The following is a 19734-nucleotide window of genomic DNA, read 5'->3' as shown; positions in this document are numbered from 1 at the left end:
TTCTTATTATTTAGATGTTTCGCTGACGGCCGTGACATTCCACGGACTGACCTCTTTGCCATTTTCAAGCACGAGCACGTAATTGCCGTTTGAATGCTTGACTGAATTGACTGGGCTTGTCTGATCCTTCCCGTCGCTGTCGCTGAATGTGACATTTTTGCCGATCCAGTTCACATACATCGTAAACGGATCTTGATTTTCTACAAATTTAGTCATCGTCGTATTCATATTCATCATTTGCTCCAATGAAGAAAATGTCGCCATCTGGCTGATAAATTCTTTGTCATCAACCGGATTGAGCGGGTCCTGGTTTTGAACCTGTGTCATTAAGATCTTCAGAAATTCGTCTTTCCCTAAATTCGTGCTGCTGTTTACTGCGGAGGTGCTCTTCGCGCTTGAAGTGGTTGAAGCGCCCGCCGCGGCATAATCTGAGTTTACTGATGTCAACTATTCTTCCTCCATTTCATTGAGAGAAAGCTCCTCCAGCATATCTCCGAAATCGCCTGACTGCTGCTGGTTCTTCTGCTCTCTCTGTCCCTGATGCTGCTGTTTATTGTGATCGGCCGTCTGCCCGTAAACAGGCTGCTGATCCCCGCTTTGAAGCGGGACTGTAAAACGGTCGACCTGGACCGACATATTCGGAAGCGACTGTTTCAGCTGAGGAAGATGCTGTTCCAGCAGCTCTTTCGCGGACTGGCTGGATGCGATTATTTTGCTTTGAAACATCCCGTTTTCGTTTGTCACCTTAATTGTGACAAATCCGAGGTTCTCGGGATTAAGACGAATCGTAAAGCTTCCGGTTGTTTTCCCGAAAGGCGTGTATTTCATCTGTTTCCAGCCGCTGATGACCTGATCCGTTAACGGTTTATTTTCTGCCGGCTGCTGTTCAGCTCCTGCGGACGTTTGCTGAATGCCGGCAAGGCTTCTCGTTCCCGAAAACAGTATATGTGCAGACAATTTGCTGTCAGGCGCCTTTGCGTGAGAAACCGTGCCGCCGTTTTGCTGTTCTGTTTTTCCGGCTGACTCTTGGGATGATTCAGATGATTGAGATAACACAAAAGCTTTCAGCTCAGTTTCAGCCATATCCCATTCCTTTGTTCCCTTTTGAGAAAGGCCCGCAAGCTGCTCCGCGACGCTTTGAAAGCTCTTCAGCTCAGCGGCTGTCATGGAGTAAAGTTTAGATGCAGATTCGTTTTTCGGAAAAAATGTCTGCCGCAGGTCTTGAATCACGCGGTCTGGGACACCTTGTTTTTTCAATGCCTCTAATAAACGGGCGCCTTCCTGGTAAACCGCCTTTGCCTGCGCGCTGTCCGGCAGTTCCTGCTGAGATGTGAAGAGCTGGGATACGGCTTCTTGAATGAAAAGCAGACCCTTCTCAAGCGCATCCTTGACGGAATCCCCGTCTTTTGCGAAAGAATCCGGCTCATCCGTTTCAGGCTTCGCCCCATGCTTTTTTCCCGCTAACATGTCTTCAACAGATTCGGCAAGCTGTTTCAATAAAGGAAGAGCTGTTTCAGCCGTCTGCTTTCCTTCAAGAGCTTTTACCGCCTCAAGCAGCTGTTTTAGCTGCAATTCTTTATCTTCCGGGCCGGCTTTCAGCCAATCACCGATTTTCGATAGGGCATCATTCAGCTCTGCGTCACTTGTTTTTGTTTCATCTCCGGGCTGCCGGGGAGAAGTGATTTCCGACAGGAGCCAGTTCTGAAATAGACCTAAGCTGTTTACATTCATCTTCACATTGCTGTTTTGCACAGTCTGCGTACGATTACCCGTTAATTCAAGCAGCTTCAACTTACATCACTCCTTATTTCCGTCAGCGGATAGTTTTTCTGTATATTTAGCCGCTTGTTCAGGAGTCATTTTCGTCAAGATTTCAGCAAGCTGCTTTTTACTTAATCCGTTTAAAATATCGAGGGCTTCTTTTTCTTTCAGCTTTACGATAATGCTTGCCGCTTTACCGCTGTCCATACTTTTATAGATGTTGATCATTTTATCTTTTCCGGCTGAATCCGCAGCGTCTTTTTTCGTTTCATCCGTCTTCGTTTTCTGCTGCTGTTCAGCTTCCTGTTTCAGTGAACGGATTTTCTGATTCAGATTATCGATTTCGGACTTGCTTGTGTCTAAATCTTTATTCAAAATGTTAATTTCACTTTTTTGTTCCTTTATGGTCTTTTCAAGAGAAGCCGTTCTGTCTTCCTTCTGCTTTTCCGCCGCGCTTTTCATTTCTTTCGTTTCGGGAACCAATTCTTTTAAAACAGGCGTTTTAGCGGCTGTTTCCTGAATCGGCTTCATCACATCAACGCCGGCAGCCCAAAGGATGATGCTTGCGACGATGATCAGAAAAATCAGCGGGATCATGATAAAAAGCAGGATTGAACCGAACTTTCCAGATCTCTTTTCTTTATCGGCCATTTCATTCGCTCCTAATGCCCCTGAATCATAAACTGCTTGATTGAAATGTCGTCCATTTCCCTCATCTCTGCAGCTTTGTCTTCAAGTGCGAACATATTAAATTGTTTTTCCCGCATTTTTTCAAATTTCTTTACTTCAATGTTTTTTTCGGTGAGCTGTTCCTGCTTCTCATTCATTTCATTTCGTTTCATGATGACAAGCTTTTGATAATGATAGATGGTGTTCTCAAGATTGGAAACGAATTGCTGATAATGTCTCATTTCCTGAACGCTCATCCCGCATTTCAGCTTTGATTCTTTGTCTTTTTCGAGCAATTCTTTTTTGCTCATATTTTCATATAGTTTTTCAGCCACTGTCTCAAATTCAGAAACCGATTGTCTGTATTCAGTCAATGTTTGGTCTTTTTCATTCTCTTTTAATTCCAGCAGCTTTTGAAATCTGAATTGGTATGCCACGATGTTTATTCCTCTTTTCCTGTCAGACTCGTCAATGCCGCAATGCTGTCTTCCAATTGAGCAGGTTCTTCCGTTCCTTGTTTTAAAAATTGAATAAGCTGCGGATAAAACTGAATCGCTTCATCAATTTCTCTAGATGACCCTCTTTTGTAAGCTCCGATATTAATGAGATCTTCAGAGTTTTGATAAGTTGACAGAAGATCGCGGAATTTGTTGGCCGCCTCTATATGCGCTGTGTCTGAAATATTAGACATGACCCTGCTGATGCTTTTCAGGATGTTCACGGCCGGGAACTGCCCTTTGTTGGCAAGCGCCCGATCGAGAACGATATGCCCGTCTAATATTCCGCGCACCGTATCGGCAATCGGTTCGTTCATGTCATCTCCGTCTACGAGAACCGTATAAAAAGCGGTTACCGTTCCTTGTTCATTCGCGCCCGTTCTTTCCAGCAAACGGGGCAAAATAGCGAACACAGAAGGTGTATATCCTTTTGTTGTCGGAGGTTCTCCCGCTGCCAGGCCGATTTCCCGCTGAGCCATCGCGACCCTCGTGACGGAGTCCATCATGAACATCACATTCCGGCCTTTATCGCGGAAGTACTCCGCAATGGCGGTGGCCGTATACGCCGCTTTCAAACGCATTAAGGCAGGCTGATCAGAGGTCGCGACTACGACTATCGAGCGTTTCAGGCCTTCTTCGCCTAAATCCTTCTCGATGAATTCACGCACCTCGCGCCCCCGTTCACCGACGAGTGCGATAATGTTTAAATCAGCTTCAGTCTGCTTCGCGATCATTCCCATCAGGGTGCTTTTTCCGACTCCGCTTCCGGCAAAAATCCCGATTCTCTGCCCTTTTCCTACCGTCAGCAGACTGTCAATCGATCTGACGCCGACACCCATCTTTTCCCGTATCGGCGGGCGTTTCATCGGGTTTGGCGGCGGCTGTTCCGTCGAAACGGGGGACAAACCTTTCGGAAGCGCCCGGCCGTCAAGAGGCTCGCCGAACGCGTCGACAACTTGTCCGATTAAACCCGCGCCTACTTTGATGCGGAGCGACTCGCCAGTGGCCTCCACAATGCTGCCCGGCGCGATGCTGGCCGCTTCCAGATAAGGCATTAACAGAATGTTTTCATCTTGGAAGCCTACAACCTCAGCTTTAATCGCTTTTCTCGCATGGCCTTTCGGATAAATGAGACAAACATCTCCGATTGAGCTTTCGGGCCCTTTTGATTCAATCATCAGCCCGATGACCCGTTTAACCTTGCCGTAGCGTTTGTACGGATCCGCTGTTTCAATTGAGTCTATTAAATACTGTGTCTTCATTGCTCCGCTCCCGCCTCAAGCGCCGTTAAAAGTTTTTGCTTTAATTGCATCAGCTGGGTGTCTATGCCTGCATCAACACGTCCGAACGGAGTTTCTATCGAGCACGTTCCCTTTGCGGCTTTTTCATCGGCATATAAGCTTATTCTGCATTCTTTGTATAACAGCTGCTGAATTTCGTCCATATGCTGATGAACCGTCTCATAATATTCAGGGTCCACATAGATGGAGATGTCATCATAATCTTTTACTTCGGCTACTACCTGTTTGACCAGCAGAAGGAAAGCCTCTTTATCATCACTTTTTTGCCGCCATACTTTTTTAGCGAGCGCAACGGAAAGCTCAATAATCTCTTCCTCAGCGCTTTCCAGTTTTTCCTCGACTGACTGTCTCGCCATTTCCATAACGGCATTGGCCCGGCTGATGAGATTGGCGTATTCAGCTTGAGCCTCGGCTTTTCCCAATGCCATGCCTTCTTCATATCCTTCTGCCTTTGCTTCTTCTATCAATCTTTGTTTTTCTTCCGCCCAGCGGTTTTTCTCTTCTTCAATCTGCAGAAGAGTGTGCTCTAATTGATTTTTCGCTTCTTCAGACACCCTGTCGGCTTCGGCCTTGGCAAAGGCCATGAGAGCCTCCGGATTTTCGGGTTCCTCCCGGTCTGGATGGGAATGTGATTTCCTGACTTCCTGCAAGGAAAGCTTGCGCCGTTTTTGTTCAGGAGAAAATGATGATTGCTGTTTAATGATATTAGACAATAATATCGTCTCCTCCGCCTCGCGCGATTACAATTTCTCCGGCTTCTTCCAGCTTGCGGACGACGCCCACGATTCTTGATTGCGCCTCTTCTACATCACGCAAACGCACAGGCCCCATAATTTCCATTTCCTCTTTAAACGTTTCAACCATACGCTGTGACATATTGCTGAAGACGATCTCTTTGACTTCCTCGCTCGCAACCTTCAATGAAAGCAGGAGGTCGTCGTTTTCAACGTCTCTGATCACGCGCTGAATCGCACGGTTATCAAGGGTGACAATGTCTTCAAAGACAAACATCCGTTTTTTGATTTCATCCGCCAATTCAGGATCTTGGATTTCTAATGAATCAAGGATCGTTTTTTCCGTTCCTCTGTCTACGCCGTTTAACACTTCAACAACAGCTTCTATGCCGCCGGTCTGCGTATAATCCTGCGTAAAGGAGGAGGACAGCTTTTGTTCAAGGACCCGCTCCACTTCATTTATGATTTCAGGAGACGTTCTGTCCATAACCGCAATCCTTCTTGCCACCTCAGCCTGAACGTCCGGGTTCAGCTCAGACAAAATCTGTCCGGCCTGCACCGGGTCAAGGTAGGATAAAATCAGCGCCATCGTTTGCGGATGTTCCTGCTGAATGAAATTTAAAATCTGTTCGGGCTCCGCTTTTCTCGCGAAATCAAACGGCTTTACCTGCAAAGAAGAGGTGAGCCTGTTTAAAATGCTTACCGCTTTGTCTTCTCCGAGCGCTTTTTCAAGCACTTGGCGGGCGTAATTTAAACCGCCTTGTGAAATATAGTCCTGAGCGATTGCGATATTATGAAATTCTTCAATGATTTCATCTTTTCTTTGATGATCGACGCTTCTGACCCCCGAAATCTCGAGTGTCAATCTTTCAATTTCTTCTTCAGACAAATGCTTGTACACAGAAGCTGATACATCAAGGCCTAAGGAAATCATGAGGATGGCTGCTTTTTGTTTTCCTGTAAGCTTGTTCTGATCACGTTTCGCCATTTTCCACTCCCCCTAATCCTCGTCCAGCCAGCTTCGAAGCAATTTAGCAAAGTCTTCCGGTTTTTCTTTAGCCATTTTTTCAAGCTGTTTTCGTCTGACTGTTTCTTCCGTTTCAATTTTCTCTTCGTTGATATCAGGCAATCGAACCGGCTCGGGCGGTGTTTCATATTCATATTCTTCGTATTCATCCTCTTGTGAGCGTTTCTTTCTGATGAGGAGAATAATAAGCAGAATAATGGCCGCAAGCAGTACGCCGCCTGTAATGTATACCCAGATCGGAAGACCTGAAGATTGTGCCGAATCTGTGTTCAGGCTTGTTTTTCCGTCAAACGGCTGAACGGATACAACGATTTTATTGTTGATATCATTGTCTGTCAGGTTTTGATTTTGCGTTTCGTTTTTATCAAGAGACGTTCTGACGACCGTTCCTAAAATCTTCTGTATATCAGCCTGTCTCTGTGCTGATAAGGAAGCGGCATTTTTCGGATTAGGCGGCTCCACCATGACCTGAATGCCTAAATCACGCACTTTATACGGGCTTTCAGCGATTTCTTTATGAATGCGGTTGACTTCATAGTTGATTTTATTGCTGCTTTTTTCGTAGTCCCCGCTGTTTGAACCGCCGTTTGTCTCGGCATAGTTCGCGGTGTCATTGCTTCCCGTTCCGGCCGTGCCGCCGTTGGCCGCGCCGTCGCCTTTATACGTTTCCGCAACTTTTTCGGCGCTTACCGCTATGCCTTCCATGTTATCTTTATCGACAGGTTCGACAGTGTCTTCAGTGCGTTTTTCCTTCGTGAAGTCAACATCCGCCGTCACGGAAACAACGACCTTATCCTGCCCCATCATTGTGCCGAGCAGTGACTGAACATGTTTTTGAATGTCCTTTTCGACCTGCGACTTAATACCTTGCTGAGAAGCATAACTGTCAGAAACGGACCCTGCACCGCTGTCACTTTTGTCATAATATGTAGAATTTTGATCCATTATGACGATATTATCTTCTTTTAAGTTCGGAACACTTTTAGAAACGAGATGGTACAGCCCGTTGATCTGGTTTTGATCAAGCGAGTAGCCCGGTTTCATCTGCAAAACGATTGAAGCGGACGCTGCCGGCTGATCTTCACCGACGAACACGGCTTCTTTCGGCATGTTGATCATGACCTTCGAGCTTTTAATACCGTCCATTTCATTTATCAGGTTTGACAATTCGGTCTGAGTCGCCTCAACCTTTAAAACGTCAAACTCATTATCCGTCAGGCCGAAGCCCGCATTTTGTCCGAAAAACGAATAATCAATTGATCCCGTTTTCGGCAGGCCTTCCGCGGCAAGCTGGACTTTAAGCGCATCCACTTGGCTCTCAGGAACCTTAATGACCGTGCCGCCGTCAGCAAGTTCAGAAGACACCTTTTTCGTATCGAGCTCTTCTTTAATCTTCCCCGCTTCTTCCGCGGACAAATCTTTATAAAGAGGCACCATCTTTTCAGACGAAGTAAAAATAATAACGACGATGAGTAAAATAATGAATGCGGCCAAGCCGCTTACCATGAGTATCTTCTGTGTTTTTGATCTGTTGTTCCAAAACGCTGCCGTTTTGGTTTTCATTTGCATTAGAGTACGATTCATGTTAACCCCCGGTCATTCCAGTCATTCTCTTCAATCTGACCACTACATCTGCATTCTCATGATTTCCTGATAGGCTTCCACGGCTTTATTGCGGAATTCGGTAGCGGCCGTCAGAGAAATATTTGCTTTTTGGGCAGCGATCATGACCTCGTCAAGGTTTACATCCTTTCCTGCAGCCAGTTCGTTCGTTATTTGGTCAGATTTCACTTGTGACTCATTTAACGAATCAATAGAGTTTTTTAAAAGCTCCGAAAAGCTTGTTTGGTTTGAAGAATCAGTTTTTTGAGTTTGGTTTAATTGATTCGTTACGTTTTGAGTATTTTGGGTTTGTTGAAGCTGAAAAGGAGTAATAGCGTTAACCACTTACATCACCTTACTTTCCGATTTCTAACGCCTTCAAAAGCATGCCTTTGGAGGCGTTTAATGCAGTTACGTTTGCTTCGTATGATCTCGAGCTGCTGACAAGATCCACCATTTCCTTTAATGGATCTACATTTGGTTTTTGTACATATCCGTCTTTATTCGCATCAGGATTCTCCGGATCATAAACGAGATTAAAAGCGGACGGGTCTTCCGTAACACCAGATACCTTTACGCCACTTCCCGCGCTTCCTGTTCCGTTCATCTTGGAATGTAAAAGGGACGAAAATGATTCGCCTCCGGATTGGAGAGATACCAGCTTTCTTCTGTAAGGCACCCATTCGCCATTTACCTGCTTCGCTCTCGTTGTATCCATATTGGCCAGGTTGGACGATACGACGTCCATCCGGACACGCTGTGCAGTTAAAGCGGAACCCGAAATATTTAAGCTTTGAAAGCCACTCATTATTTTCCTCCTGTCAAGACGGTTTTCAGAGAATTGAATTTGCCGCTCATTCTTTCAACCAAAGCCTGATAATTAATTTGGTTTTCGGCTAAATCTGTCATTTCTTTGTCGATATCGACATTGTTTCCGTTTTGCTGGTACGATGTATCACTGCTGGACACGATAGAATAATCGTCCCCCGAACCCGTAAAGTCAACGTGCCGATAGTCGGTTTTTACAGCCTCAAGATTGGATGTTTCCTGATCTAACAAATTTCGGAAAGAGACTTTTTTTGCCTTATAGTTCGGTGTATCTATATTGGCGATATTATTAGTTAAGACTTTTTGCTTAATGTCCGCTCTCCCCAAGGCATTCTCAAGATTTTGTATAGTTCCAGAAAATAAGTCCAAATCCACTTACCTCCATTTCAGATATTTTTCTCCTAAAAATCCTTGTCGAGAATTGTAAAACCATATGCTTATTGTAAGAAATAACAGGCTTAAAGTCTATGAAGTTAGGCTAAAAAAAAGTGCTCAATTATATCTATTTTGCATGTAGGTATTAAGTCCTAGAATATTTGTACTACAAGGATTTGTTTAATATAAGACTGAAAATAGCAGAATTTCTGTTTCTTCCTCCTTTTTTCACACAGCAAGATGGATTATCTCAGATCAGATTCCAATAAGCAACTTTAAACTGCAACTTTTCACCTATTGTCCATAAAAAAAGCAGAACCCCCATTTTTAGGGATCCTGCTTTTGTCTTAATGAGATTTAAGGTTTTCCAATTCAATAAGGAATTTGTTGTTCAGAACTTTAATGTACGTCCCCTTCATTCCCAGTGATCTGGATTCAATGACGCCTGCGCTTTCCAGCTTTCTCAGCGCGTTAACGATTACTGAACGCGTAATGCCGACACGGTCCGCAATCTTACTTGCCACAAGCAAGCCTTCGTTTCCGTCAAGCTCTTCAAAGATATGCTCAATCGCTTCAAGTTCACTGTAAGACAGAGAACTGATCGCCATTTGAACAACCGCTTTGCTTCGCGCCTCTTCTTCGATTTCTTCCGCTTTTTCTCTTAAAATCTCCATTCCTACAACGGTTGCTCCGTATTCAGCAAGAATGAGATCATCATCTTCAAATTGATCCTGCAGACGGGACAGAATGAGCGTGCCCAGTCTCTCTCCTCCGCCGATGATCGGCACGATCGTTGTTAAGCCCGCTTGGAACAGGTCTCTGTTTTCTACAGGAAACGCCGTGTATTCGCTGTTGATATCAAGGTTTGAAGACGTCTCCGGAACATTGAACAGATTTCTCGTGTACTCTTCCGGGAACTGGCGGTCTTCAAGCATTTTTTTCATGCGGTCATTTTCAATCTGCTGATTAATAGAGTAGCCCAAAAGCTTTCCTCTGCGGCTGACGACGAAAATATTAGAATCAATGACGTCACGAAGCGTTTCAGCCATTTCTTTAAAGTTTACGGGTTTGCCTGCCGCAGCCTGCAGCATGCTGTTAATAATTCGTGTTTTTTGTAGTAAAGCCATGATAAATAATCCTCCTAGAATTCCTCTTATTAAATTTTCACAATATAAATTGACTTAGATCTTTGTTGTTTGCAATCGTTCCGAGCTTTTCTTCAACGTATTGCGGCGTGATGGCGACTTTTTCCATCGTCACGTCCGGCGCTTCAAACGACAGGTCTTCCAAGAGACGTTCCAATATCGTGTGAAGCCTTCTCGCTCCGATGTTGTCCGTATCCTGATTCACATGATAAGCCACTTCGGCGATCTTACGAATAGCTTCGTCAGAAAATTCAAGAGATATACCTTCTGTCTGCAATAAAGCCTGATATTGTTTTAACAGCGCGTTATCGGGTTCGACGAGAATTTTCACAAAATCATCTACCGTCAGCTTGCTCAATTCTACACGAATCGGAAAGCGGCCCTGCAGCTCCGGAATCAGGTCAGACGGTTTGGCCATATGGAATGCCCCGGCTGCGATAAACAGCACGTGATCTGTTTTGACGGAGCCGTATTTCGTGACGACGGTAGATCCTTCGACAATCGGAAGGATATCTCTTTGAACGCCTTCTCTCGATACATCTGCTGAGGAAGAAGCCCCTCCGTTTTTTGCGATTTTATCTATTTCGTCAATAAAGATAATGCCGCCCTCTTCAGCTCTTAACACGGCCTCTTGGCCGACTTCATCCATATCGATTAATTTGCCTGCCTCTTCATTGGTCAGAACCTTCCTTGCTTCTCTGACCGTCATTTTGCGGCGTTTTTTCTTTTTTGGCACCAGATTGCTCAGCGCATCCTGCATATTCATGCCCATCTGCTCCATCCCGGAGCCTTGCAGCATGTCAAACATCGACGGCTGCTGCTCTTCCACCTCTACGGAGACGTAATGGTCTTCGAGCTCTCCCAATGCGAGCTGATGCGCCATGCGCTTTCTTTTCTCTTCAAGGCTTGCTTCTTCCTGCTGGTCGGCTTCATCATCATTTGCCGCCTGGCTTCCTCCGAAAAGCATTTCAAACGGATTTTTCACACCCGCTTGTTTTTTCTTTCCCGGAACGAGAAGCCGCACTATACGTTTGTTTGCATTTTCTTCAGCCTGTTCTTTCACTTCGCTGATTTTTTCTTCTTTAATGAGCCGCACGGATGTCTCAACGAGGTCTCTGACCATTGATTCGACATCTCTGCCTACATAGCCGACTTCTGTAAATTTTGTCGCTTCAATTTTTATAAATGGCGCACCGGTAAGCTTGGCGATCCGTCTGGCGATCTCTGTTTTCCCCACCCCGGTCGGGCCCATCATCAGGATGTTTTTGGGGACGATCTCGTCTCTCAGTTTTTCATCAAGAAGACTTCTGCGATAGCGGTTTCTTAATGCCACGGCGACAGCTTTTTTCGCATCCTGCTGTCCTACAATGTATTGATCCAACCGATCTACGATTTGTCTCGGTGTTAACGGTTTGTTTTCCATGCGCCTCAAGTCCTTTCTATTCAAGTTCTTCCAAAATGATCTGATCGTTTGTGTACACACAAATCTCGCCCGCGATTTTCAAAGCGGCTTTTGCAATATCTTTGGCGGACAGATTCTCTCCGGCATAGGTTTTCAGCGCTCTTCCTGCTGACAGGGCGTAGTTTCCGCCGGAGCCGATTGCCAAAATGCCGTCATCCGGCTCAATCACTTCACCTGTTCCCGATACGAGAAGCAAGGTATCCTGGTTCATGACAATCAGCATGGCTTCCAGCTTGCGCAGCACTTTATCGCTGCGCCATTCTTTCGCAAGCTCAACCGACGCACGTTTTAAATTGCCGTTGTATTCTTCAAGCTTCGCCTCAAACATTTCAAAAAGTGTGAAAGCGTCTGCAACAGATCCCGCAAATCCGGCCAGAACCTTTCCGTTAAACAGCTTTCTCACTTTTCTTGCAGTATGTTTCATGACTACAGCCTGACCGAATGTGACCTGGCCGTCTCCTGACATAGCGCTTTTCCCGTTATGCTGGACGGCAAAAATCGTTGTCGCATGAAAAGATGACATGAGAAGGGCCTCCTTTTAATTTTCTTTAAAAGCTCTCGGGTGGTGGGACATATATGTGTTTCTCAGCATTTCCTTCGATACATGCGTGTAAATCTGCGTAGAAGACAGATTGGAATGGCCCAAAAGCTCCTGGACGCTTCTTAAATCAGCCCCTTCATTCAGCAGATGAGTCGCAAACGTGTGCCGAAGCATATGCGGGTGTATATGTAAAGTGCCGGATGCTTTTTTTACAAGCCCGCTTAAAATATACCGGATTCCTCTGGCGGTCAGCGGGCCGCCTCTTTGATTGACAAACAGCACATCATGAGGCTCTTTTGCTTTTTCAAGCAGGCACTGCCTTCCGCTGTTGATATACAGCTCCAGCGCATCACGGGCATATGAGCCGAACGGGATATAGCGCTGCTTCTTGCCTTTCCCGTGAACGAGCACCGTATCCATGAACAGGTCAAGATCGCTGACAGTGAGCGTACAGCACTCACTGACCCTCATTCCGGTCGCATAAAGAAGCTCAAGCAGGGCCTGATCGCGCATCCCTGACGGCTGACTTCTGTCTGAAACAGCGAATAGTTCCTCAAGTTCTTTTTCATAAAGAAACTTCGGAATCCGTTTCTCTTGTTTCGGCAGATGAACAAGCTGAAACGGATTCTCTTCAACAAGCTTTTCCCTCATTAAAAATTTATAGAAGCTTCTCAAAGCTGAAATTTTCTTGCTGATTGTTTTTCTTGACAGGCCTTTTTCATAAGCCTCTGTCAAAAATATTCTCACATCATGATATGCAGCTTCTTTCATTCCATTTATATTTTGAGCATGCAGAAACATCCCAAATTCTTCAATCGAATTAACATAATTCACAATAGTATATTGTGAATAATTTTTTTCAATTTGTAAATATTCAACGAATAACTTTAAAAAAAAGTTAACATTCTCAGTCATTATGAAGACCTCCCTCTCCGAAGGGCTTTTAAATGGTATCATATAATGCATCGAAGTTGCAATGAAAAGCTATATCGTTTTCGAAATAGTTTGAATAGTCTCAATTGCGCGTTTAGCGTATTCTTCATTTCGTTCTTTTTTGTTTTTAATTCTTACAGGCAATTCTTTTAAGAGGCCGAAGTTTGCATTCATCGGCTGGAAGTTCTTCTGATTTGTCGTCGTAATGTAGTGAGCCATGCTTCCGATCGCCGTCTCCTGCGGGAATGTCACAAGATCCTGACCGAGCACAAGTTTGGCGGCATTGATTCCCGCTACAAGACCTGAAGCGGCAGATTCAACATAACCCTCTACGCCGGTCATTTGGCCCGCGAAAAACAGATCGTTCCGCTGTTTAAATTGATATGTCGGATTCAAAAGGCTCGGCGAGTTGATAAATGTGTTTCTGTGCATGACGCCGTATCTGACGATATCAACATTTTCAAGACCGGGGATCAGTTTAAGCACTTCTTTTTGGTCTCCCCATTTTAAATGTGTCTGAAAACCTACAATATTATAAAGCGTTCCCGCCGCATCATCCTGTCTGAGCTGAACGACTGCATAAGGGCGCTTGCCTGTTTTCGGATCTTCCAGTCCGACCGGTTTCATCGGTCCGAACAGCATTGTTTTCTTGCCTCTTTTCGCCATGACTTCAATCGGCATGCAGCCTTCAAAGAAGATTTCTTTCTCGAATTCTTTTAAAGGTACCGTCTCAGCCGTCGTCAATGCTTCATAGAAACGGTCGAACTCTTCCTCTGTCATCGGGCAGTTTAAGTACGCCGCTTCTCCCTTGTCATAACGGGATTTTAAGTACACTTTCTCCATATCGAGGCTGTCTTTTTCGACAATCGGCGCCGCCGCGTCATAAAAATACAGATACTCTTCTCCCGTGAGCTCTTTCAGCTGCTGTGAAAGCGATTCTGACGTAAGCGGTCCGGTCGCGATAACAGTCGGGCCTTCCGGAATCTCTGTTACTTCCTCAGTAAGAACCGTTACGTTCGGATGGTTTTTCACGAGATCCGTCACGCTTTGCGCAAATTCATGACGGTCAACGGCAAGCGCTCCCCCGGCCGGAACCGAGCATTTATCAGCAGATTGAATGATTGCCGAGTCAAGGGCCCGCATTTCTTCTTTTAATACGCCTACCGCATTGGCGAGTGTATTTGAACGGAGGGAGTTGCTGCATACCAGTTCGGCGAATTTATCAGTATGATGGGCTGCCGTCTGCCTGACGGGCCGCATTTCATATAGTTTCACTTGAATTCCTCGTTTTGCAAGCTGCCATGCCGCTTCACTTCCGGCAAGGCCTGCTCCGATTACATTAACTGTTTGCTGGTTCATTTCTTTTCATCTCCTGTTGTTTGTCCCTTCCACACAAAGAAGGTGAGCAAGGCTCTGCTCACCGCTACTTCTGTGGTTCTTCCTTATAATCGCATTCGACGCATTGGACTTGTATGCCTTTTTTAAGCTTTTTCTCTACGAGCATATTTTCACATTTCGGGCATTTTCGTTCAATCGGTTTGTCCCAAGATACGAAGTCACATTCAGGATAACGGTCACAGCCGTAAAAGATGCGTTTCTTTTTTGATTTTCGTTCGACAATGTTTCCTTCATGGCACTTAGGGCATTTTACGCCGATTTGTTTGACAATCGGTTTTGTATTCCGGCAGTCAGGGAAATTGGAGCACGCCATAAATTTGCCGTATCGGCCCATTTTATAAACCATCCGGGAGCCGCATAACTCACAATCTTCATCGGCGTATTCAGGTTCAATTTCCACTTCTTTCATTTCGGCTTCCGCTTTTTTCACGCGTTTTTCGAAATCGGTATAGAAGCTGTCAATGATTTGAACCCATTCTGTCTGGCCATCTTCAACATGGTCAAGGTCTCTTTCCATTTTAGCCGTGAATTCAACGTTAATGATTTCCGGGAAAAACTCCATGATAAGATCCAGCACGATCTGCCCAAGCTCAGTCGGCACAAACCGTTTATTGTCTAATCCCACGTAACCGCGGCGCTGGATGGTGTCAAGAGTCGGCGCATATGTCGAAGGACGGCCGATCCCCAGTTCTTCAAGCGTTTTAACCAGGCGCGCCTCTGTATAACGCGGAGGCGGCTGAGTAAAGTGCTGCTCAGGCTCAATATCTTTCGATAAAACCGTGTCTCCCTCTTTAAGGTCCGGAAGCATGCGGTCTTTTTCTTCCAGCTGATCGTCTTTACCCTCTACATAGACTTTCATGAAGCCGGCGAATTTGACTTTACTTCCGTTTGCCCGGAATGTCAATCCGTTATTGCTGAGATCGACGCTCATCGTATCAAGGACGGCAGGGGCCATCTGGCTTGCAACAAAGCGCTCCCAAATCAGCTTGTATAATCTGAGCTGGTCTCTTCCAAGCACCGCTTTTAAGTCGGCAGGTTTTCTGAGCACCGAAGTCGGGCGGATCGCTTCGTGGGCATCTTGTGCGTTTTCATTTTTCTTTGCCGGTTTCCGTTTTCCCGCTAAGTACTCTTTTCCGTACGCCTGATCAATAAAAGCTGACGCTTCTTCAACGGCTGTATTGGAAATCCGCGTTGAGTCCGTTCTCATATACGTGATGAGCCCGACTGTCCCTTCTTTGCCGAGATCAATTCCTTCATATAATTGCTGCGCGATCATCATCGTTTTCTTCGCTCTGAAATTCAGCTTTCTTGCAGCCTCCTGCTGCAGAGTGGACGTTGTAAACGGCAGAGCGGGATTTCGTTTGCGCTCTTTTTTCGTAACCTTGTCAACTGTATACTTATTGCCTTTCAGCTGAGCAAGGATGGCTTTTACGTCTTCTTCGCTTTTTAAAGGAAGCTTTTTGCCGTTTTTTCCGAAAAATCCGGCTTCAAACGTCTCTTTTCCTTTTAAAAATGAGCCGGTAATCGTCCAGTACTCTTCAGGTTTAAAATCGTTGATTTCCTTTTCCCGGTCGATGATCAGCCGGAGCGCAACGGATTGCACACGGCCCGCACTGAGGCCTTTTTTTACTTTTTTCCAAAGAATCGGGCTGATTTTGTATCCGACGAGTCTGTCTAGTATGCGGCGCGCCTGCTGCGCATCGACAAGATCCATATTAATCATGCGCGGATGTTTAAATGATTCTTTAATGGCGTCTTTCGTTATTTCATTAAAGACGACCCGGCAGTCCGAGCTGAGATCCAGATCAAGACTGTGTGCGAGATGCCATGCAATCGCTTCCCCTTCTCTGTCGGGGTCGGCCGCGAGATAGACTTTTTTTGCTTTCTTTGCCGCTGTTTTTAATTCTTTTAAAACAGGGCCTTTTCCGCGGATCGTAATATATTTCGGTTCAAAGTTCTGTTCGATGTCAACTCCCATTTGACTTTTCGGAAGATCCCGGACATGTCCCATTGAAGCTTTGACTTTATATTTCTTCCCTAAATAACGTTCAATCGTTTTCGCCTTTGCCGGCGATTCCACGATGACTAGATAATCAGACATTTTCATCCCCCTCAAGAGGTGTTCTCTCTCTTTTCAAGTATCAATTCATTTTAGAGCTGCCTTTTTTTGGCTTTCAACATTTCATTCTTTATGATGAACGTCATTTTATACATGAAAATAATGTGCAACTTTAAATCCTCACTATTATTAAATATTACAATACCGTTTGTCAAACGATATTTCAAAAGGGTTCCGTATACTGAACGCATCGGGCGGTCAGCTCTCCGTCAATATCCTCTGCGCATAATACAGCTTTCGCCCCTTCTTGAATGAGTTTTATAGGTCCTCCGGAATATGGATTAAATATGGAACCCGGAACGGCAAATACCTCTCTGCCTTGATCGAGAGCCTGGTAAGCTGTGATTAATGAACCGCTTTTTTCTTTTCCCTGCACGACCACAATTCCTTCACTTAATCCGCTGATTATGCGGTTTCTCATCGGAAAGTGCCATTTTTTCGGCTTTGTTTCAGGAGGATGTTCTGAGAGTAGGAGATGGTGTTCAGCCATGTATTCTGCTAACAGGAGATTTTCCCGGGGATAGATGTGATGGAATCCGCCGGCTATCACGCCGATCGTAAGCCCTTTTGCCCTGATGCTCGCCTTATGAGACAATCCGTCTATACCGGATGCAAGCCCGCTTACAATGACCCAGCCTTTTTTTGAGAGTTCGGCGGAAAGATGCCCAACCGCTTTTATTCCGTCTTCCGTCGGTTTCCGCGTTCCTACAATCCCGATTTTTCTGCCTTTTTCAAGAAGCAGCGTGTTCCCTTTTGCATACAAGACAGCCGGCGGATCATAAATCGCTTTAAGCCATGTTGGATAGCGGCTTGATGAAATCGGAATGACAGTAATGCCTTCGCGGCGGTAATCGGACAGAACTTCATCAAGTTCCGGATCCTTGCGCTCTATTTCCCGAAAAATTGCTTCCGGGGCTGTTTTCCCTTCTGATAAAACAGTTAATGGATGCGGATCCGGTAAAAAAGACAGAGAATGATCAGCTTTCCACCATTTTAATAGAAGAGACGGGGAAATGATTTGATTAATACTGCAGACCATTAAACAGCGCGATGCTTGATCCAAATCTGGAAACCTCCTCTTTTTTTCAGCAAAAACAGGAACAGCCGTTACGGCTGCCCCTGCTTCGATCAGTGCGTTTTGCACGTTTCAAATAAGCCTTTTTCTTTTAACACCTTAATCAGCGTTTCACCCATTACAGAAGGGGTTTCCGCGACTTCAATTCCGCAGGCGTTCATCGTTTTGACTTTTTCTTCTGCCGTGCCTTTTCCTCCGGAGATGATGGCGCCCGCATGGCCCATACGTTTTCCCGGAGGCGCGGTTTTACCGCCGATAAAGCCGACAACAGGCTTCGTCATGTTCGCTTTCACCCACTCAGCCGCTTCTTCTTCAGCTGTGCCGCCGATTTCTCCGATCATGATGACAGCATGTGTTTCAGGATCTTCATTGAACGCTTTTAACACGTCAATAAAGTTCGTGCCGTTGACCGGATCGCCGCCGATCCCTACAGCGGTAGATTGGCCTACGCCGGCTTCTGAAAGCTGATGGACAGCCTCGTATGTCAATGTTCCTGAACGGGACACAACGCCTACATGACCCTTTTTATGAATGTATCCCGGCATAATGCCGATCTTGCATTCTTCAGGTGTAATAACACCAGGGCAGTTCGGCCCTATTAATCTCGTTTTCTTGCCTTCCATAAAGCGCTTCACTTTCACCATGTCCAAAACCGGAATGTGCTCAGTGATACAAATGACAAGATCAATTTCCGCGTCAACCGCTTCCATAATTGCGTCCGCCGCAAACGGAGCCGGCACGTAAATAACTGACGCATCTGCGCCCGTTGTATGAACCGCTTCTGCGACCGTATTGAATACCGGTACGCCTTCCGCTTCCGTTCCGCCTTTTCCAGGTGTTACACCGCCAACGATATTCGTGCCGTATTCCAGCATCTGCTTTGTATGAAATAAAGCGGTAGAACCTGTAATCCCCTGTACAATAACTCTTGTATCTTTATTGATAAAAACACTCATTATCTGGTCCCCTGCCTTTCATTCTTTCCTAAACTAAGGATACGATTTTCTGTGCGCCGTCTGCCATTGATTCCGCAGATGTGATGTTTAAGCCTGATTCATTCAGGATTTTCTTTCCTAAATCTACGTTTGTCCCTTCAAGGCGCACGACCAGCGGCAATGTCAATCCGACTTGTCTCGTCGCTTCAACAACGCCCTCGGCGATGACATCACACTTCATGATGCCTCCGAAAATATTGACGAAAATTCCTTTTACGTTTTGATCGGAAAGAATGATTTTAAAAGCTTCCGTAACTTTTTCTGCGGTTGCGCCGCCCCCGACATCAAGGAAGTTTGCAGGTTCTCCGCCGTAGTGTTTAATGATATCCATTGTAGACATTGCAAGACCCGCGCCGTTTACCATACAGCCGATATTTCCATCAAGGGAAATGTAGCTTAAATCGTATTTTGACGCTTCGATTTCTTTCGGATCTTCTTCATCTAAATCTCTGTATTCCATAATGTCTTTTTGTCTGTATAACGCATTGCTGTCGAAGTTCAGCTTAGCATCCAGCGCGATGACGTTTCCGTCCCCCGTAACGACGAGAGGGTTGATCTCGGCGATGGAGCAGTCCTTCTCAACAAATGCTTTGTATAAACCGAGCATAAATTTAGCGGCTTTGCCGACAAGCTCTTTCGGGATGTTAATTGCGAATGCAATTTCCCTTGCCTGATAGCCCTGAAGGCCGACAGCCGGATCAATTACCGCTTTTTTAATTTTTTCAGGTGTTTTTTCCGCTACTTCTTCAATCTCCGTTCCGCCTTCTTCAGACGCCATTAAAACGATTCTTGAAGTAGCACGGTCAAGTACAAGCCCGACATAGTATTCCTTTTTAATATCGCAGCCTTCTTCAATAAGTAAGCGTTTTATTACTTGTCCGTCCGGACCCGTTTGATGTGTGACGAGCGTCTTGCCTAACAGTTCTTCGGCATACTCTTTCACTTCATCTTTTGTTTTTGCAATCTTTACCCCACCAGCTTTGCCGCGGCCGCCAGCATGGATTTGCGCCTTTACGACATAAACCGAGCTTGACAGGCTCTCTGCTTTTTCAACTGCTTCCTCTGCTGTAAAAGCCACTTTACCTTCAGGAACAGACACCCCGTATTTTCTGAGGACTTCTTTTCCCTGGTACTCATGGATATTCATTTCCCATCCTCCTAACTTATGTAGCAAAACTAAAAATAGACTGCGCTTTCATTCTATATAATACTGGAAGAATTGTCTAGGGTTCAAAACAAAATCTTTATATCCTTCCAAACATTCTAACTTTT

At 45.4% G+C, this 19734-nt stretch carries 20 protein-coding genes; all 20 read right to left on the bottom strand.

Annotation, left to right across the window (positions count from 1 at the left end):
- Positions 1 to 6 precede the first annotated feature (6 nt).
- Positions 7 to 447: a flagellar hook assembly protein FlgD gene (gene flgD / locus BR62_RS0115920; protein ID WP_007409782.1), complete on the bottom strand. Its 441-nt coding sequence runs from the start codon at positions 445 to 447 to the stop codon at positions 7 to 9.
- Positions 448 to 1791: a flagellar hook-length control protein FliK gene (locus BR62_RS0115915; protein WP_007409781.1), complete on the bottom strand. Its 1344-nt coding sequence runs from the start codon at positions 1789 to 1791 to the stop codon at positions 448 to 450.
- Positions 1792 to 1797: 6 nt separating this feature from the next.
- Positions 1798 to 2412: a MotE family protein gene (locus tag BR62_RS0115910; protein ID WP_007409780.1), complete on the bottom strand. Its 615-nt coding sequence runs from the start codon at positions 2410 to 2412 to the stop codon at positions 1798 to 1800.
- 11 nt (positions 2413 to 2423) lie between these two features.
- Complete coding sequence (gene fliJ / locus BR62_RS0115905; protein WP_003154253.1) at positions 2424 to 2867, bottom strand: flagellar export protein FliJ; 444 nt, start codon at positions 2865 to 2867, stop codon at positions 2424 to 2426.
- A 5-nt stretch (positions 2868 to 2872) separates the two neighbouring features.
- A complete protein-coding gene (gene fliI, locus BR62_RS0115900) occupies positions 2873 to 4189 on the bottom strand; it encodes a flagellar protein export ATPase FliI (protein WP_032871477.1) in 1317 nt (438 codons plus the stop codon).
- Complete coding sequence (gene fliH / locus BR62_RS0115895; protein ID WP_032871474.1) at positions 4186 to 4941, bottom strand: flagellar assembly protein FliH; 756 nt, start codon at positions 4939 to 4941, stop codon at positions 4186 to 4188. Before fliH ends, fliI begins: the two co-directional genes overlap by 4 nt.
- Complete coding sequence (gene fliG, locus BR62_RS0115890) at positions 4934 to 5950, bottom strand: flagellar motor switch protein FliG (protein ID WP_003154256.1); 1017 nt, start codon at positions 5948 to 5950, stop codon at positions 4934 to 4936. The genes fliH and fliG overlap by 8 nt, the downstream gene beginning before the upstream one ends.
- A gap of 12 nt (positions 5951 to 5962) precedes the next feature.
- Positions 5963 to 7573, bottom strand: coding sequence for a flagellar basal-body MS-ring/collar protein FliF (gene fliF / locus BR62_RS0115885; protein WP_032871472.1), 1611 nt, complete (start codon positions 7571 to 7573; stop codon positions 5963 to 5965).
- A gap of 42 nt (positions 7574 to 7615) precedes the next feature.
- Positions 7616 to 7936, bottom strand: a complete 321-nt coding sequence (gene fliE / locus BR62_RS0115880) for a flagellar hook-basal body complex protein FliE (protein ID WP_007409777.1) — start codon at positions 7934 to 7936, stop codon at positions 7616 to 7618.
- Between the two features lie 10 nt (positions 7937 to 7946).
- Complete coding sequence (gene flgC, locus BR62_RS0115875; protein WP_007409776.1) at positions 7947 to 8399, bottom strand: flagellar basal body rod protein FlgC; 453 nt, start codon at positions 8397 to 8399, stop codon at positions 7947 to 7949.
- Complete coding sequence (gene flgB / locus BR62_RS0115870; protein ID WP_003154260.1) at positions 8399 to 8788, bottom strand: flagellar basal body rod protein FlgB; 390 nt, start codon at positions 8786 to 8788, stop codon at positions 8399 to 8401. Before flgB ends, flgC begins: the two co-directional genes overlap by 1 nt.
- 353 nt (positions 8789 to 9141) lie before the next feature.
- The gene (gene codY / locus BR62_RS0115865; RefSeq protein ID WP_003154263.1) at positions 9142 to 9921 is read right to left on the bottom strand and encodes a GTP-sensing pleiotropic transcriptional regulator CodY; all 780 of its coding nucleotides are present in this window, start codon (positions 9919 to 9921) and stop codon (positions 9142 to 9144) included.
- A gap of 37 nt (positions 9922 to 9958) precedes the next feature.
- Positions 9959 to 11362, bottom strand: a complete 1404-nt coding sequence (gene hslU / locus BR62_RS0115860; protein ID WP_007611413.1) for an HslU--HslV peptidase ATPase subunit — start codon at positions 11360 to 11362, stop codon at positions 9959 to 9961.
- A gap of 16 nt (positions 11363 to 11378) precedes the next feature.
- A complete protein-coding gene (gene hslV / locus BR62_RS0115855) occupies positions 11379 to 11924 on the bottom strand; it encodes an ATP-dependent protease subunit HslV (protein ID WP_003154267.1) in 546 nt (181 codons plus the stop codon).
- 15 nt (positions 11925 to 11939) lie between these two features.
- Positions 11940 to 12857: a tyrosine recombinase XerC gene (xerC, locus tag BR62_RS0115850; protein ID WP_032871470.1), complete on the bottom strand. Its 918-nt coding sequence runs from the start codon at positions 12855 to 12857 to the stop codon at positions 11940 to 11942.
- A gap of 69 nt (positions 12858 to 12926) precedes the next feature.
- On the bottom strand, positions 12927 to 14234 hold the full coding sequence (gene trmFO / locus BR62_RS0115845) for an FADH(2)-oxidizing methylenetetrahydrofolate--tRNA-(uracil(54)-C(5))-methyltransferase TrmFO (RefSeq protein WP_032871468.1): 1308 nt from the start codon (positions 14232 to 14234) through the stop codon (positions 12927 to 12929).
- A 64-nt stretch (positions 14235 to 14298) separates the two neighbouring features.
- Positions 14299 to 16374, bottom strand: coding sequence for a type I DNA topoisomerase (topA, locus tag BR62_RS0115840; RefSeq protein ID WP_007409771.1), 2076 nt, complete (start codon positions 16372 to 16374; stop codon positions 14299 to 14301).
- 181 nt (positions 16375 to 16555) lie between these two features.
- On the bottom strand, positions 16556 to 17455 hold the full coding sequence (gene dprA, locus BR62_RS0115835) for a DNA-processing protein DprA (protein WP_032871465.1): 900 nt from the start codon (positions 17453 to 17455) through the stop codon (positions 16556 to 16558).
- A gap of 65 nt (positions 17456 to 17520) precedes the next feature.
- Positions 17521 to 18423 (bottom strand): succinate--CoA ligase subunit alpha, encoded by a 903-nt coding sequence (gene sucD / locus BR62_RS0115830; protein WP_003154281.1) that lies wholly within the window; start codon positions 18421 to 18423, stop codon positions 17521 to 17523.
- Between the two features lie 28 nt (positions 18424 to 18451).
- Entirely contained in the window at positions 18452 to 19609 is a 1158-nt protein-coding gene (gene sucC / locus BR62_RS0115825; RefSeq protein WP_032871463.1) for an ADP-forming succinate--CoA ligase subunit beta, read from the bottom strand.
- Positions 19610 to 19734 lie beyond the last annotated feature (125 nt).

It is taken from the genome of Bacillus sp. UNC69MF (assembly GCF_000746035.1).
GTDB lineage: Bacteria > Bacillota > Bacilli > Bacillales > Bacillaceae > Bacillus > Bacillus velezensis.
This window is presented reverse-complemented; position numbering and strand designations above follow the sequence as displayed.